General features: G+C 48.1%; 13 protein-coding genes. 8 read left to right on the top strand and 5 right to left on the bottom strand.

Translation table 11 applies throughout. From position 1 onward, the window contains the following. Nucleotides 1-162: 162 nt before the first annotated feature. Nucleotides 163-816: an isoprenoid biosynthesis glyoxalase ElbB gene (gene elbB / locus DXV75_RS11850; RefSeq protein ID WP_115593638.1), complete on the bottom strand. Its 654-nt coding sequence runs from the start codon at nucleotides 814-816 to the stop codon at nucleotides 163-165. A 408-nt stretch (nucleotides 817-1,224) separates the two neighbouring features. Here elbB and polA point away from each other — a divergent pair, with 408 nt between their 5' ends. Next, entirely contained in the window at nucleotides 1,225-3,981 is a 2,757-nt protein-coding gene (gene polA, locus DXV75_RS11855) for a DNA polymerase I (RefSeq protein ID WP_115593639.1), read from the top strand. A gap of 385 nt (nucleotides 3,982-4,366) precedes the next feature. Here the strand turns inward: polA and yihA are convergent, their stop codons facing one another. Then, a complete protein-coding gene (gene yihA, locus DXV75_RS11860; protein WP_115593640.1) occupies nucleotides 4,367-4,975 on the bottom strand; it encodes a ribosome biogenesis GTP-binding protein YihA/YsxC in 609 nt (202 codons plus the stop codon). 175 nt (nucleotides 4,976-5,150) lie between these two features. Between yihA and DXV75_RS11865 the strand changes: the two genes are divergently transcribed. The 4 genes from DXV75_RS11865 to DXV75_RS11885 all read left to right on the top strand — a co-directional run bounded on the left by DXV75_RS11865 (nucleotide 5,151) and on the right by DXV75_RS11885 (nucleotide 7,790). After that, a complete protein-coding gene (locus DXV75_RS11865) occupies nucleotides 5,151-5,774 on the top strand; it encodes a c-type cytochrome (protein WP_115593641.1) in 624 nt (207 codons plus the stop codon). 345 nt (nucleotides 5,775-6,119) lie between these two features. Next, nucleotides 6,120-6,770 (top strand): class I SAM-dependent methyltransferase, encoded by a 651-nt coding sequence (locus tag DXV75_RS11875; protein WP_115593643.1) that lies wholly within the window; start codon nucleotides 6,120-6,122, stop codon nucleotides 6,768-6,770. Nucleotides 6,771-6,820: 50 nt separating this feature from the next. Continuing rightward, on the top strand, nucleotides 6,821-7,315 hold the full coding sequence (gene yihI, locus DXV75_RS11880) for a Der GTPase-activating protein YihI (RefSeq protein WP_115593644.1): 495 nt from the start codon (nucleotides 6,821-6,823) through the stop codon (nucleotides 7,313-7,315). A gap of 22 nt (nucleotides 7,316-7,337) precedes the next feature. Further along, on the top strand, nucleotides 7,338-7,790 hold the full coding sequence (locus DXV75_RS11885; protein WP_115593645.1) for a DUF2489 domain-containing protein: 453 nt from the start codon (nucleotides 7,338-7,340) through the stop codon (nucleotides 7,788-7,790). On the opposite strand, the gene DXV75_RS11890 is transcribed toward DXV75_RS11885, so the two are convergent. After that, nucleotides 7,787-8,377, bottom strand: a complete 591-nt coding sequence (locus tag DXV75_RS11890) for a DNA-3-methyladenine glycosylase I (protein ID WP_115593646.1) — start codon at nucleotides 8,375-8,377, stop codon at nucleotides 7,787-7,789. The genes DXV75_RS11885 and DXV75_RS11890 overlap by 4 nt on opposite strands. Before the next feature lie 147 nt (nucleotides 8,378-8,524). Here DXV75_RS11890 and glyQ point away from each other — a divergent pair, with 147 nt between their 5' ends. From glyQ to DXV75_RS11905, 3 genes are all read left to right on the top strand, one after another. Beyond that, on the top strand, nucleotides 8,525-9,430 hold the full coding sequence (glyQ, locus tag DXV75_RS11895; protein WP_115593647.1) for a glycine--tRNA ligase subunit alpha: 906 nt from the start codon (nucleotides 8,525-8,527) through the stop codon (nucleotides 9,428-9,430). A 2-nt stretch (nucleotides 9,431-9,432) separates the two neighbouring features. Then, nucleotides 9,433-11,505, top strand: a complete 2,073-nt coding sequence (gene glyS / locus DXV75_RS11900) for a glycine--tRNA ligase subunit beta (protein ID WP_115593648.1) — start codon at nucleotides 9,433-9,435, stop codon at nucleotides 11,503-11,505. 77 nt (nucleotides 11,506-11,582) lie between these two features. Continuing rightward, entirely contained in the window at nucleotides 11,583-12,032 is a 450-nt protein-coding gene (locus tag DXV75_RS11905) for a hypothetical protein (RefSeq protein WP_245953191.1), read from the top strand. Between the two features lie 225 nt (nucleotides 12,033-12,257). Here the strand turns inward: DXV75_RS11905 and gyrB are convergent, their stop codons facing one another. Further along, the gene (gene gyrB, locus DXV75_RS11910; protein ID WP_115593650.1) at nucleotides 12,258-14,678 is read right to left on the bottom strand and encodes a DNA topoisomerase (ATP-hydrolyzing) subunit B; all 2,421 of its coding nucleotides are present in this window, start codon (nucleotides 14,676-14,678) and stop codon (nucleotides 12,258-12,260) included. Between the two features lie 8 nt (nucleotides 14,679-14,686). Beyond that, nucleotides 14,687-15,775, bottom strand: a complete 1,089-nt coding sequence (gene recF, locus DXV75_RS11915) for a DNA replication/repair protein RecF (RefSeq protein ID WP_115593651.1) — start codon at nucleotides 15,773-15,775, stop codon at nucleotides 14,687-14,689. Between the last annotated feature and the right edge of the window lie 59 nt (nucleotides 15,776-15,834).

Consider the following 15,834-nt stretch of genomic DNA (forward strand, 5'->3'; position numbering starts at 1 on the left):
TCCAATTTACCTTATTCTTGTTTTTACCCCCGGTTGTAATGGCCGCCTGTGATCGAGCGTTGCCATAACCGGGATCCCTGAATTGGCTATTATGCGGCGGCTTTACGCAAAGAAAAAGACCCTAGCACGCTTTCACCAGTATCATCAGGCTATTAACATACACTATTTCAGGCTGAGCACCGTCTCAACCATCTTAGTCAGCCCTTTGTATGCCTGCAGAATATCCTCTGCCAGCATGTACGCAGGGGTCGTTACCAGTCTGGCTTCTCTGTCGATTACCACTTCATCGACAGGGCAATCAATGTGACATGCCCCCAGCGCATTAATGCCAGCAGCGGTCCCGGCATCAGTTCCGATTGTAAGTTTCACACTGTCAGCATAAACTGCAGCAGCAAGTGCTGGGGCTATACAGGCATAACCTGCCGGTTTGTATGCATCAGCAAAGGCTTTACAAACTCTCATTACATCCGCGTCGAAATGGCTTTCAGGCCCGTCCACGGCAAATGTACAGAGGTTTTTAGCCGCACCAAATCCACCGGGAACGACAAGCGCATCAAACTCTTCAGCATTGCACTGTGCTAATGGTTTGATATCTCCACGTGCAATTCGGGCAGATTCTACCAGTACATTACGGACCTCTCCCTCCACCGGCTCACCGCTTAAATGATTGATCACATGCATCTGCGGTATATCAGGAGCAAAGCACTGATAAGCAGCCCCATTCTGGCGTATTGCCAGCAGTGTAATAACGGCTTCGTGAATTTCAGTACCGTCATAAACACCACATCCACTAAGAATTACTGCGACTTTTTTCATAAATTCTCCTTACACCATGATTTATATGGCTTATGCAATTCTGGCTACAAAACAACCAGCTATCCAACAAAATATTATGGATACATACTTTAGGATTTGTTAACCATTATGCTACATTATCCGACTAGCTTGGTTAAAGGCCATTTCTTCACTCACCAAGTTATCCACACAATAAAGGATTGATTTAAAGCAAGGTTGCTTTTCTGACAGTTTTAACGAAGTCCTTGAGGTTATTGTTCTGCAGCGTAGTAGTAAGCTGAGGCTTGATCGCGCCGATCTACTTTTGATTCACATTAGATCACAAAGTTATCCACAATTGACCCTAGTTTAATTTCCCCCTTATATAGCGATCCCAAAGTCCCTGTGGCATCCTTTCGCCTAATTCTCCTGAGACTATTAAAAAACGCTATGCCGAACTCCAAAACTCCTCCCTTTATTCTCGTGGATGGCTCATCCTATCTGTTCAGAGCATTCCACGGGCTGCCACCGCTGACCAATTCAAAAGGTCAGGATACTGGTGCGATCTACGGTGTGATCAACATGCTGAAAAGTCTGATCAATCAGTACCACCCCACGCATATGGCAGTTGTTTTTGACGCCAAAGGCAAAACGTTTCGTGATGACATTTACAAAGAGTACAAAGCCAACCGTCCACCTATGCCTGAGGAGTTGCGCGGCCAGATCGCTCCACTGCACGAAATCATTCGTGCCATGGGCCTACCGATCATTATTGAAGAAGGCGTTGAAGCGGATGACGTAATCGGCACCCTGGCAAAACAGGCGACGGAAAAGGGTATCAATACCCTGATAAGCACCGGCGACAAAGACATGGCCCAACTTGTCAACCAACATGTTACGCTCATCAATACCATGACAAACCAGTTAATGGACGTGGAAGGTGTGAAGCAGAAATTCGGCATTCCACCGGAACTCATCATCGACTTTCTGGCGTTAAAGGGCGATAAGGTCGACAACATTCCTGGCGTTCCTGGTGTGGGTGATAAAAGTGCCCAGGCGTTGTTGAATGGTATTGGCGGTATTAACGAAATCTACCAGAACCTGGATAAAATCGCCGACCTCAGTTTTCGCGGCAGTAAAACAATGGCCGCCAAGATGCAGGAACATGAGGAACAGGCCCGTCTGTCCTATCAACTGGCAACCATACATGTGGATTTGGAACTCAACTGCAGCCCGGAATCTCTGTGCCCGACTTCGCCGGATAATGCGCAATTGCAAGCGTTGTTTGCCGAATATGAATTTAAACGCTGGCTGAATGAGGTCAGTAATGAAGCAGCATCTGAAGCGTCTTCGAAAAGTACTGATGTGGAGACAACTCCTGATAGCTCCATCGATCGCAGTCAATACGAAACCGTGTTCGACCGGGAGCACTTTTCCCAATGGCTGAAAAAGCTGCGAGCAGCCCCGCTGATAGCGTTTGATACCGAAACCACCAGCCTGGATTACATGGAGGCCGAACTGGTTGGCCTTTCGTTTTGCGTAGCACCTGGCGAAGCAGCCTATGTTCCGGTTGCCCACGACTATCCGGATGCCCCCGAGCAACTGCCCAGAGACTGGGTGCTGAGCCAGCTAAAACCTTTGCTTGAAGACGATAGCTGCAAGAAAGTCGGCCAACACCTGAAGTACGATAAAAATGTGCTGGCGAATTACGACATTGCGCTAAACGGTATTGCGTTTGACACTATGCTGGAGTCCTACGTTTATAACAGCACTGCCACTCGCCATGACATGGACTCGCTCGCCCTCGCGTACCTGAACCACCAAACCATCCATTACGAAGACATCGCAGGAAAAGGCGCCAAACAACTGACCTTTAACCAGATACCGTTGGAACAGGCTGCCCCCTATGCCGCTGAAGACGCCGATGTTACCTTTCGGCTTCACCAGGTTTTATGGCAAAAGCTCGAGCAGGAACCCAGGCTGAAATCTATTCTGCAGGATATTGAAGTCCCGTTAGCAAGCGTCCTTTCGCGTATGGAACAACTTGGTGTACGAATTGACAGTCAGCAACTTGCCCAACAAAGCCAGGATCTGGCCAAACGTATCGATGAACTGGAAAAGGAAGTACACGAAAAGGCCGGTGAGGTTTTCAATCTGAGCTCAACCAAACAGTTACAGCACATTCTGTTCGATAAACTGGAACTGCCGGTGATCAAGAAAACCCCCAAAGGCGCTCCGTCCACTTCCGAGGAAGTGTTGCAGGAACTGGCTCTGGACTACCCCATTCCCAATATGATCATGGAATACCGGGGGCTGACGAAGCTCAAAAATACTTACACCGATAAACTGCCCAAGATGATCAATCACCGTACTGGCCGTGTGCATACGTCCTATCATCAGGCGGTGGCCGCCACAGGCCGCCTGAGTTCCACCGATCCGAACCTGCAGAATATCCCTATCCGCAATGAGGCAGGCCGAAGGGTACGCCAGGCATTCGTTCCCAGAGCCGGTTACAAAATTGTCGCTGCAGATTACTCGCAAATAGAGTTACGGATAATGGCGCACCTGTCTCAGGACAAAGGCCTGCTTGATGCCTTCTCAGCAGGTAAAGACATTCACCGGGCCACCGCAGCGGAAGTATTTGGTGTAGAACTGGAACAGGTCACCACCGAACAAAGACGCAGTGCCAAAGCCATCAACTTCGGATTGATTTACGGTATGTCAGCGTTTGGACTGTCACGCCAACTGAACATTCCCCGCTCTGATGCACAGAAATACATGGACCTGTACTTTGAACGCTACCCTGGCGTGTTGCGCTATATGGATGAAACCCGTGAACATGCACGGGAAAAGGGCTATGTAGAGACCGTCTTTGGCCGCAGGCTGTATTTACCAGACATCAAGGCCAGTAACGGGGCGCGCCGCAAAGGTGCAGAACGGGCGGCGATCAACGCGCCAATGCAAGGCACGGCGGCGGACATCATTAAAATGGCCATGCTAAAAGTGGATGACTGGATCAGGAAATCTGCAAGCGATGATGTGTTTATGATGATGCAGGTACACGATGAACTGGTGTTTGAAATTGCCGAACATCAGCTCGAAGCGCATTGCGCCACCATTGTATCACTGATGGAGCAAGCTGCTGCCCTTTCTGTGCCTCTGGAAGTTGAGGCCGGAGTAGGCATCAATTGGGATGAAGCACACTAAAAAAGAAATTTGATTACAACATTTTCAATTTTCGCAACTCAAAAGCGGTCAATTTGGTAATTTAATTACAAAATCTGCTTGATTTTTTCTCCTCCTCATATACCCTTGAGCGTGTAGGGTACAGAGGTGAGAAAGCTGTTTTCAAACCTTTGCTTTAACCCCGGTTAATTGACCGGGGTTTTTTTATGCCTGAAAGAAAATTTCACTTGTGACCAAGGTGCTGATTTTTAAGGATATCTGAAAAAAAGAGCGCTACAGGCAAAAAACGTTAATTTTTATTGAACTAAAGCGAATGGGGGAACTCATAATATTCGGTTTTTATGTGTTTTCTCTCAGTCCTTTTTGCCCCATTCTTGCGATGGGGCTTTTTATTTTTAGACTGGCATTAATCTTCACTTTCACCAAGTTTGAACCACTGGTTCAATACGGATTCCAGATCACCAAGCCCCTGCCTTGATAATGATGAGAATGTTTTGACCGTTACATCACCGCAAAACGCAAGTGCGGCTTCTTCGACCATCATAAGCTGTTCTTTTCGCTTACCCGACTTGAGTTTGTCAGACTTGGTCAGCAGGGCCAGAACCGGCAGTCCCGCATCAACCGCCCAGTGTACCAGGTCCTGATCGAGGTCTTTAAACGGGTGGCGAATATCCATTAACACAACCAGGCCCTTAAGACTTTTGCGCTTCTGGAGGTACTCGCCTAACGAACGCTGCCATTTCTGTTTCATTGCTACGGGTACCTGGGCATACCCGTATCCGGGCAAGTCGACCAATCGACGCTGCTCATCCAGTTCAAAAATGTTAATCAGCTGAGTACGACCCGGTGTTTTACTGGTTCGCGCAAGGTTTTTTTGCCGCGTTAAAGTATTCAGGGCACTTGATTTCCCGGCATTCGACCGCCCTGCGAAGGCAACCTCAATACCCTCGTCCATCTTCAGGTGGCGTATATCCGGTGCACTGGTAAGAAATTTTGCTTTGGTATAGTACGTCATGTGTTATCCGTTCAATCCGCGCTGGCACATTAACCTTCTACGATCTGACTGTAAGAAAAAGACGTAAAACCATAGTTTTATCATGGAATAGGTTTTTCTGGCGCGGTAAATGTGTAAAATACGCATGATATCACGTATATCACGCGAGCCGTTGGATCCTTTATAGAGATTAATTATGAAAAAACTGTGTTTGTTGGTATGTATGTCTTTAGGGTTATCCGCTACCGCTGTAGCAAATGGTGATCCTGATGCAGGTAAAGCCAAATCAGCCGTTTGTGCCGCCTGTCACAACGTAGACGGAAATAGCGCTATCGACATGAACCCAAAGTTGGCCGGCCAGCATGCAAACTACATTGTTAAACAGCTTAAGGAATTCAAGCTCGCCTCTCAAACCGGTGGCGAGGAAGGCCGCAACAATGCTGTAATGAATGGTATGGCAGCCCCACTTTCCGAGCAGGATATGGAGGACCTGGCGGCTTATTTCTCCAGCCAGGAAGCAACCCCGGGCGCCACTCCTGAAGAGTACGTTGAACAAGGGCAGAAGCTTTATATGGGTGGAGACGCCGAGCGCGGAGTTACTGCCTGCACAGCATGTCACGGACCTGACGGTAACGGTATGCAATTGGCAGGATTCCCGGACATCAGTGGCCAGCATGCTACGTATCTTGCGAGCCAGTTAAAAGCGTTCCGTGACGGAACCCGTCACAACGACATGAATGGCATGATGAGGGATATCGCCAGCAAGCTGACGGACGAAGATATTGAAACCCTGTCTAACTATATTGCAGGTTTGCATTAAGCGGGTTGCTTGCCACACCATTGTTAACATTTTGTAATTGATTTGCTTGTATTTCATTATTAATGGTGTAGTCTAGCTATCGGGTTTTGGTAAAACGTTTACCGGAACTGCCCATTTAGAATAACAATAAAAACATCCGTAGGGACAGCAACGATAAAGTGTCCGGAAGACCCAGAATAATAAATCGACTCCGCTAACAAAAACAATAAGGGGAGTTCGAGCATGGAAGTCAGCCGCACAATGAGGTGCTGTACGGGAGAGGTGTCATTTGGCACTAAATAGCAAGGGTGATGGTTCAGGCCGTCACCCTTTTTCTTTATCATTTTTCATCAGCTCCTATCGATTATGCCACTTCCTTTATCCTGCCCCCTGGGATGCGCAAACTCTGAATGCACGCCCTACGCTCAAGACAAGCGGCGCCACTACGCCCAGTGCCCAGCGTGTAAACTGGTATTTGTATACCCGGATTATCTCCCCTCGGCAGAACAGGAAAGGCTTGAATACGAACTTCACGAAAACCACTCTGATGACCCCGGCTACCGCAAGTTTCTGATGCGACTGGCCATGCCCCTTCTCAACAATCTGAGGCCAGCCTCACGGGGCCTGGATTTTGGCTGCGGGCCGACTCCGTTACTGGCGAGGATATTCGAAGAAGATGGCCACTCGATGGCAATTTACGACCCTTTCTTTTTTCCGGATGATGCGGTGTTAAACGGGCCCTACGACTTTATTACCTGCACTGAAGCTATTGAACATTTTCATCATCCAGCTAGAGAACTCGCGCGATTGGACAGGTTGCTGAGCAACGGAGGTTGGTTAGCCATAATGACCAAACGAGTCATCAGTCAGGACCGTTTTCAGCAATGGCATTACAAAAACGACCCGACGCATGTCTGCTTTTTCAGTGACGAGACCTTCCTGAACATTGGTCAGCAATTTGGATATGAAGTGCATTTTGTCGAAAATGACGTTGTGCTTATGCAGAAGATCCCCTGATTAGCCTGTATAATAGGGGTTCATATGATTATTTGGTAACAAGCTAAACTATGGCCAGAAGTAAAAAAACCCGCAAAGTCGGTCTGATTGGCGTAAGAAAGGACCCCGACTACCGGCCAGCGCCCAAGGTGTCCTCAGGCCGGGTGAAAAAAAAGAAAGGCAAGCCAGCAGGCAGCCGTCACAATGTCGAGCAGCCCGACGTCCAGCCTAAGGCCTCAAAGACTAAGCAGGATCCTCGTGTGGGCAGTAAAAAACCCATTGAGCTCGTTGTCACGGCAAAGCGCCCGCCCCAGCCCGCCATGCGAAAATACGCTTCTCCTGCTGATGAACTGGCTGCGCTGGAAGCCGATGAACGCCTTGCTGAGTTGTTGGACAAACTTGATGCCAATAAGACCTTAAGTGCAGCCGAACAAGCGTATGTCGACGAAAAGATGAACCGTCACCGCATCGTTTGTGATCTGCTAGGTATCACCGATGATGAAGAGGAAGAATCTGATCCATTTGATACACTCGATGCGCTCAATATCGAAGACTTCAAGCATTAATCAAACATAAGGACTGAAGTAAGTGTACTGGACATTAGCCCTTATTGTCGGGGCTCTAATCATCCTCGGGCTCGGATTTTACGCCGGTCGGCTGCTATATTTGCTTAAACAACAGAATCAACGTCAGCAAAAGGCGCGCAACGCCCGAATTGAAAATATTACCGATAGTATTCAGCTGATAAGTAAAGCGATGGAACAACAGCAGTGTGAGCTTTCCGAAGGTGCTATCCGTATCTGCAATTTGCTCAATGCCCTACCTTTGAGTTCACCGCCGGATTATCGTACTCAGTTCCCCCATATTCATGCGCTCTACATTGAAATCAGTGGGTTTGCCATTCTTGAGGCGCGCCAAAAGCTCACAAAAGCAGAGCGTCGCAAGCAGGATAACGCTCGTGAACAGATTGAATCCGAGCACGAGTCCAAGGTATTGAAAGAGCTTCCCCTAATTCAGGCCTATTGCGAGGAATTGCGTTAACGTCTGGCAAGGGTACAGATTTCATCGTAGCAATGGCAGTCTGTGGTGTGGTCATTGACCATTCCCACGGCCTGCATAAACGCATAACAAATTGTCTCGCCGACAAATTTAAAGCCATCTTTTTTCAGTGTCTTCGCCATCCGGGTGGACTCTGGGGTGCTAACGGGTACCAGCGAAAGGTCATTCCAACGGTTGATTATTGTTTTCCCATCGGTGAACTGCCACAGGTAGTCTGAAAATGACTGCTTTTCCTCGATTGCCATGTAAGCCCTCGCATTCGCCACAATTGCTCTGATTTTTAGGCGATTGCGAATAATTCCGGGATTGTGCATCAGCGCTTCGAGTCCCTGTTCATCCATGGTGACGATTTTCTGTGGCACAAAATTGTGAAAGGCTGCTTCGTAGTTGGCCTGCTTCCTTAAAATTGTGATCCAGGAAAGGCCCGCTTGCTGTCCATCGAGACACAGTTTAGCAAACAGCGCCTGGCTGGCGGTCTCAGGCCGCCCCCATTCGTGATCATGATAGTGCTGATATTGGGCGTCGTCGCTTACCCAGGCGCACCGATTCAGTTGTAATGTGGATTGCATATTTCCTCCGCAGGAATTTTACTGCGTTAATTCGCAGCGAATTAAGCCCAACTAATTGGTTTTTTGGACGGTTTGGGCCTACATACCACGCCATACAAATTGTATACTATGCCACCTTTGGATAGTCAGTAACAAAGCAGCGAATGTATGCAGCAATACAATATTAAAACCTTTCAAGGCCTGATCCTTGCTCTCCAGGACTACTGGGCTCGTCAGGGCTGTGTGATCATACAGCCTCTCGACATGGAAGTGGGTGCCGGCACTTTCCACCCGATGACCTTTTTGCGTTCATTGGGCCCTGAGCCTATCAGCAGTGCCTATGTGCAACCCTGTCGCCGTCCAACCGACGGACGCTATGGCGAAAACCCCAACCGCCTGCAGCATTACTACCAGTTTCAGGTAATGCTGAAACCGTCTCCGGACAACATTCAGGAGCTTTATCTTGGCTCATTGAAAGAACTCGGCTTTGACCCTCTGGTGCATGACATTCGTTTTGTTGAAGACAACTGGGAATCTCCTACCCTCGGTGCCTGGGGTCTGGGCTGGGAAGTATGGCTAAACGGTATGGAAGTTACGCAGTTTACCTATTTCCAGCAAGTTGGTGGCCTTGAATGTAAGCCAGTTACCGGTGAAATCACCTATGGACTCGAGCGCCTTGCCATGTACATTCAGGGTGTTAACAGCATTTACGATTTGGTCTGGACCGATGGCCCTATGGGCGTCGTCACCTACGGTGACGTTTTCCACCAGAACGAGGTGGAACAGTCAGCCTATAATTTCGAACACGCCAACGTAGAAGCTCTATTCCGAACTTTTGATGAATGTGAAGCTGCCAGCCAGTCACTGATTGACAAAAATCTGCCACTGCCTGCCTACGAGCAGGTTATGAAGGCGTCTCACGCCTTTAACTTACTGGATGCCCGGCACGCCATTTCAGTTACGGAGCGGCAACGCTATATTCTGCGGGTCCGAACACTGGCAAAAGCGTGTGCAGAAAGTTACTACCAGACTCGCGAAGAACTAGGGTTCCCACTTTGTAATAAGGAGCAGTAAGCGTGCGTACCGAGAATTTACTTATTGAACTGGGCACTGAGGAACTTCCTCCAAAGGCACTTAAAGATCTTGGTTCAAGTTTCGCCATCCATATGCAGGCCGCATTAGAGGGTGCCGAACTGGCTTTCGAGAACATCACCTGGTACGCAGCCCCCCGTCGCCTGGCCGTTTATGTGTCAGGACTGGTTGAATCTCAGCAGGACAAACTTGTTGAGAAGCGCGGGCCAGCGGTAAATGCTGCATTCGATGAACAGGGTAACCCTACCCGGGCCGCGCTCGGCTGGGCCCAAGGCAATGGCATTAGCATTGAACAGGCTGAAAGGCTGGTTACCGAAAAGGGTGAATGGTTATTGCACAAAGCCCATGTGCCAGGCCAGTCTGTTAATGACTTACTCGAATCCCTGCTGCATCAGGCTGTCAGTAAGCTACCCATTCCCAAGCCTATGCGCTGGGGCAGCCACGCTACCCAGTTCATCCGACCGGTTCACACTCTGTGTGTACTTTACGGCAATGAAGTGATCCCGGTTAATGCCCTTGGGCAGGCAAGTGGACGTCGCATTTTAGGTCACCGTTTCCACGGCGAATCATGGTTCGACCTCGATCATGCCGACAATTACCTGCCTGCACTCAAGCAACATTATGTAGTGGCCGATTTCCACGAGCGAGCAGAGGTGATCCGCGAACGCCTCGAATCTACTGCAGATTCGCTTACCCTAAAGGCCGATTACAATACCGCTCTGCTGGAAGAAATTGCTTCTTTGGTTGAGTGGCCAGTGGTGATGACTGCATCTTTTGACGAGGCGTTTCTGCAGGTGCCCAAAGAAGCTCTGATATACACCATGAAAGATGACCAGAAATACGTACCTCTGCTCAAGAGCAACGGGAGTCTGGCAAATACCTTTTTGTTTGTCAGCAATATTGAGAGCCTGGACCCAAGCCAGGTGATCAGCGGGAACGAGCGCGTTATCCGCCCTCGCCTTGCCGACGCTGAGTTCTTTTTTAATACCGACAAAAAGGTCACTCTGGAAAGCCGTCTTGAATCACTCGGCACCGTTTTATTCCAGAAGCAACTGGGTACCCTGAAGGATAAATCTGAACGAATTTCCGCGTTAGCGGCATTTATCGCCGACCAAATCGGTACCGATTCCGACCAATCCGCCCGTGCAGGTTTGCTGGCTAAAACGGATCTGATGTCCAATATGGTTATGGAATTTCCTGACGTTCAGGGCGTAATGGGTAAGTACTATGCGCTGCACGATGGTGAGTCCGAACAGGTTGCGCAGGCCCTGTACGAGCAGTATCTTCCGCGTTTCGCAGGCGACGAACTCCCGTCCCACCCGGTAAGTGCTGCAGTGGCCCTGGCAGACAAGCTGGACACTCTGGTGGGTATCTTCGGTATAGGCCAGTTGCCCAAAGGTGATAAGGATCCTTTTGCACTGCGACGTGCAGCAATAGGTGTATTGCGCATCATAGTAGAGTTGTCCTTGCCACTCGATCTCGATACCCTCGTTTCCAAGGCAATCGAAGTCTATGGTGACAAACTGACCAACGGTGAATGTCAGACTCAGGTGGTCGATTTTGTGCTGGGCCGTTTTGTTGCCATGTTGCAAGACCAGGGCATCAATATTGATGTTATCCAGGCTGTTGCAGCACGCAGGCCTACGCGACCGGCTGATTATGCCGCGCGTATCAGTGCCGTTGCCATGTTCAAAACACACGAAACAGCCGAGGCATTGGCCGCAGCTAATAAACGGGTTGCCAACATTCTCGCAAAAAATAATGTAGAGAGTGACGCCGTTGTCTCCGAGTTGCTACTGGGTGAAGCTGCGGAAGTTGCACTCTATAAAGCTCTGACAGAAGCCAAGGATATCGTTAATGCAGCCGCAGCCAGTCAGGATTACGCTGCCGTACTGACCAAGCTGGCCACGCTGCGCGACCCCATAGACAACTTCTTCGATCACGTCATGGTCATGGCTGACGATGAACAGGTTCGCAGTAATCGCCTGGCCCTGCTTGCGTTATTGCGACAACTTTTCCTTACCACTGCAGACATTTCTTTGCTAGCGAAAGCATAAATGCTTTAATGGGGTAATACCTAAAGTGTAATTGAGATTATGCCCGACGTATGTTGGGCATTTTTTTGAGGTTCAACGTGTTCAACAAAAGCATCCCTGTCATTGCCACCTTAGTTATGCTGAGCGCCTGTAGCAGCCAGCCATTATCCTCAATTCCAGGGTTAGGCTCCGGCCCTGATATCAACTTTGATAATCAGTATCTGCGTGGTGTGTTTAATTGGTGGGAAGCATCTCCTGCATACCGTCTAAGTGCTGGTAGCAATGGTTGGTATGTGGATGTAGAACTCATCGCAGACGGTCAACCCTACGATTTCAAGCTTTCAGATTCTCTCTGGACCCCAAATAATACCTGTGGTGCCCGCTATAATGGTCAGTCACCGTTACTTCAAACGCCACTGTATTTGATATGTGGAAGCGACGCACAGAATCTTCAGTTTACCCCCTCAACAACCGGCGTTTATCGGTTTGTTTTTAATCCTGCAAGTGGTGGTGAAGTACAACTGGTTATCAGTAAGATAGGTTCCTAAGTGACCTTGACCTTGCTGGCGAGCATTTATATCAATTAACTTTAAGTTGTCTGTAAAACCAGGCTCCCTGGTTATTACATACAACTTTATCGATTAAAAAATTCACTTTTAATCTTAAAAACAGCCCCCGTTATTACCCCCTGTAAAATCACCAAAAAAAAGCCGCGCATGTTAGTGCGCGGCTTTTCATTCATAGCAGTTCGTCAGATAGAGTTGAATCCTTGTCTATACATCCAGGTTTTCAACTTTCAATGCGTTGGCTTCAATAAATGCTCTTCTGGGTTCAACCTGATCGCCCATCAATGTAGTGAACAACTGATCGCATGCAATAGCATCTTCAATGGTAACCTGGAGCATACGACGACTTTCCGGGTCCATGGTTGTTTCCCACAGCTGGTTTGGATTCATTTCACCCAGCCCTTTATATCGCTGGATATATTGTCCTCGCTTTGCTTCCGACATCAACCATTCCAGAGCAGACTTAAACGAGCTGACTGGCTGTTTGCGCTCATTTCTCATTGCAAATGAGCCTTCACCCATCATGCCATTGATAGCATCGTTCAGGCCCCTGATACGCTCATATTCAGTCGATTCAATGAAATCATGATCCAATCTGTATTCATAGTCGATACCATGCATACGCATAATGATAGCAATGTAAAACTCGCTAAGTTCTTCATCCCGGCGTACTTCCTGGCGATAGGTAGCACCATCATTTTCCTGGTCATTCAGTTCTTTGACGAATTTGTCCGCAATGCGCTCTAGAATTTCCTGGTCTTTAAGGTCTTCCAGCTTAATAACTGCTGAGTAGATGAGTTTATACAGAATTACCTGCGGCATAACGCGGTGCATTCTGCCGATCATTTTTTCTACTATCTGATATTGTTTAACCAGATTCTCAAGCGCAACCCCTGATATACCCGGTGCATCTTCAGAGGTGTAAAGCACCGCTCCGTCAAGAGCAATTGAAGTCAGGTAATTAGTCAGCGCTTCATCGTCCTTCAGATACTGTTCCTGTTTGCCCTTCTTCACTTTATAAAGCGGAGGCTGTGCAATATACACATATCCGCGCTCAATGATTTCCGGCATTTGGCGATAGAAGAATGTCAGCAGCAAGGTACGAATGTGAGAACCGTCCACGTCCGCATCAGTCATTATAATGATGCTGTGGTAACGCAGCTTTTCAGGGTTATATTCGTCACGACCAATTCCACAACCCAGTGCAGTGATAAGCGTAGCGACTTCCTGGGAAGACAGCATTTTATCAAACCGCGCCTTCTCGACGTTCAGAATTTTACCTTTCAACGGTAAGATAGCCTGATTTTTACGGTTACGCCCCTGTTTGGCAGAACCGCCTGCGGAGTCACCCTCCACAATATAGAGTTCGCTGAGAGCGGGGTCTTTTTCCTGGCAGTCTGCCAACTTGCCCGGCAAACCAGCAAGATCCAGGGCACCTTTACGCCGGGTCATTTCCCGCGCTTTTCTTGCTGCTTCTCTGGCACGGGCAGCGTCAATAATTTTCCCTGCAATGATCTTACTCTCAGCCGGGTTTTCCAACAGGAACTCCGCCAGCTTTTCGTTCATTGCCGATTCAACAGCAGGTTTCACTTCGGAGGAAACCAGTTTATCTTTGGTCTGAGAAGAAAATTTGGGGTCAGGCACTTTAACAGAGATAACCGCAGTCAAACCTTCCCGAGCATCATCACCACTGGCGTTGGTCTTGGCCTTTTTGTTTAGGCCTTCCTTTTCCATGTAGTTATTTAATGTTCTGGTCAATGCACCGCGGAAGCCCGCGAGGTGTGTACCACCGTCCCTCTGCGGAATGTTATTGGTAAAGCAGTAGATGTTTTCCTGGAATCCGTCGTTCCATTGCATGGAAACTTCAACTGAGATGCCGTCCTCACGTTCAGACGAAAAGTGAAATACCTTTTGATGAACGGGTGTTTTGTTCTGATTCAGATATTGAACAAAGGCCTGAATGCCGCCTTCGTACATGAAAAGGTCTTCCTTCCCGTCACGCTCATCTTTCAATCTGATAGACACACCAGAATTCAAAAATGATAGTTCACGCAGACGTTTGGCCAGAATATCGTAATGAAACTCAATATTAGAAAAGGTATCGCTACTGGGCCAGAATCGAACCGTTGTTCCGGATTTTTCTGTTTCACCAATGACCTTCAGTGGCTCCTGTGGGACACCATGCTGATATTCCTGTTCATGAGTTTTTCCGCTACGGCGAATACGTAACTTTAACTTTCTGGACAGTGCATTTACTACAGACACACCAACGCCATGCAGGCCACCGGACACTTTATATGAGTTGTCGTCAAACTTACCGCCAGCGTGCAATACAGTCATAATTACTTCAGCTGCAGACACCCCTTCTTCGGGGTGGATTTCGGTAGGAATACCCCGACCGTTATCAGAGACGGACACTGAACCATCTGAGTGGATTTGAACGACAATTTCGGAACAATAACCTGCCAACGCCTCATCAATGGAGTTGTCAACTACTTCAAACACCATGTGGTGCAACCCGGTTCCGTCATCCGTATCACCAATGTACATGCCTGGACGCTTTCTTACCGCATCCAGTCCCTTCAACACCTTGATGCTGGACGAGTCGTAGTTATTCTGCTCTGACATATTGGCTTTTACTCCTCTGTCACGTGACCATGTTCCACGTGAAACATTCTTCTGTCATTGTACTTGTTTATGAACGAGAGTTGCTGCTTTTCAATTGCGGTTACAAAAACCTGAGTGTCCATTAATAGCAACCCATCAATAAATCGTTCGCGCTTCTCTAAATCCAACTCGGCACCTACATCATCTAATAGGAAAATACCCTTACGTGAAGTCTGTAGTGTAAACAGTTCAGTTTGCGCCAGTTGCAACGCAGCCACTGCCATACGCAGTTGGCCTCGAGAAAGGATTTCCTGTGCGTTGACACCGTCGATTCTAAACTTCAGGTCAGCTTTGTGCGGCCCCACTGAAGTATGACCAACCTTAGCATCGTACTCGTATTTTTTTTCGAGTACTTCTCCTAGTGTTAACCCCTTTTCCCACCCTCTATAATACGAAATTTCGACGGAAAACTCAGGTAGAAATTCACTCGAAATGCGATTAAATATCGGCGTCAGAGCTTCTGTATATGCATTTCTATACTCACACAGGCGATTGCCCGCCAAAATGTATTGCTGTTCCCAGAAATGATTGTGGGCGGCTCTAAGAGATGCCCCCTGCTTTAGTAGCGCATTACGTTGTTTAAGCAATTTATTAAACTGAACGAACAAGGTCTGAAAAGAATGTTCCACGTGGAACACCCCCCAATCTATGAAACGACGACGTTCAGATGGAGAGCCGATTACAAGGTCAGTGCTTTGAGGTGTAAACAGTTGAACCGGGATCAGACTAACCAAGTCAGCCAAACGGTTCGAATGTGTACCGTTTATGGAACACAAAAATTGATCGCTACGACTGCGTTCAATTCCAACCGACACTTGTCCGCCATCCTCCTTTGTACCCTTCGCAAACACAGAGAATGCGTCGGAATTGTGATTGATTGCAGACTGGTACTTTTGAGTGCGAAAAGACCGTCCAAAGCCAAGATAATAAATTGACTCCAAAATCGAAGACTTCCCGCTACCATTGACACCAGTAATTACGGATAAGGATTTACTGGGATTTAATCGAGCTTGACTGACGTTACGAAAGTTCGTCAGCTGGACCTGGTCCAGTTTCATAAATCACACCGAGGGAAGGTATACAAAACTGAGAGTGACATTGAATCTAACCTGGGGTT

It is taken from the genome of Alteromonas aestuariivivens, from assembly GCF_003367475.1.
In the GTDB taxonomy this organism is placed as follows: Bacteria; Pseudomonadota; Gammaproteobacteria; order Enterobacterales; family Alteromonadaceae; genus Alteromonas; species Alteromonas aestuariivivens.

Coding starts and splice junctions, on each gene's coding strand:
- DXV75_RS11875 (WP_115593643.1), top strand. CDS start 6,120: ATGCCACTTCCTTTATCCTGCCCCCTGGGATGCGCAAACTCTGAATGC.
- polA (WP_115593639.1), top strand. CDS start 1,225: ATGCCGAACTCCAAAACTCCTCCCTTTATTCTCGTGGATGGCTCATCC.
- yihA (WP_115593640.1), bottom strand. CDS start 4,975: ATGACGTACTATACCAAAGCAAAATTTCTTACCAGTGCACCGGATATA.
- recF (WP_115593651.1), bottom strand. CDS start 15,775: ATGAAACTGGACCAGGTCCAGCTGACGAACTTTCGTAACGTCAGTCAA.
- gyrB (WP_115593650.1), bottom strand. CDS start 14,678: ATGTCAGAGCAGAATAACTACGACTCGTCCAGCATCAAGGTGTTGAAG.
- yihI (WP_115593644.1), top strand. CDS start 6,821: ATGGCCAGAAGTAAAAAAACCCGCAAAGTCGGTCTGATTGGCGTAAGA.
- DXV75_RS11890 (WP_115593646.1), bottom strand. CDS start 8,377: ATGCAATCCACATTACAACTGAATCGGTGCGCCTGGGTAAGCGACGAC.
- elbB (WP_115593638.1), bottom strand. CDS start 816: ATGAAAAAAGTCGCAGTAATTCTTAGTGGATGTGGTGTTTATGACGGT.
- DXV75_RS11865 (WP_115593641.1), top strand. CDS start 5,151: ATGAAAAAACTGTGTTTGTTGGTATGTATGTCTTTAGGGTTATCCGCT.
- glyQ (WP_115593647.1), top strand. CDS start 8,525: ATGCAGCAATACAATATTAAAACCTTTCAAGGCCTGATCCTTGCTCTC.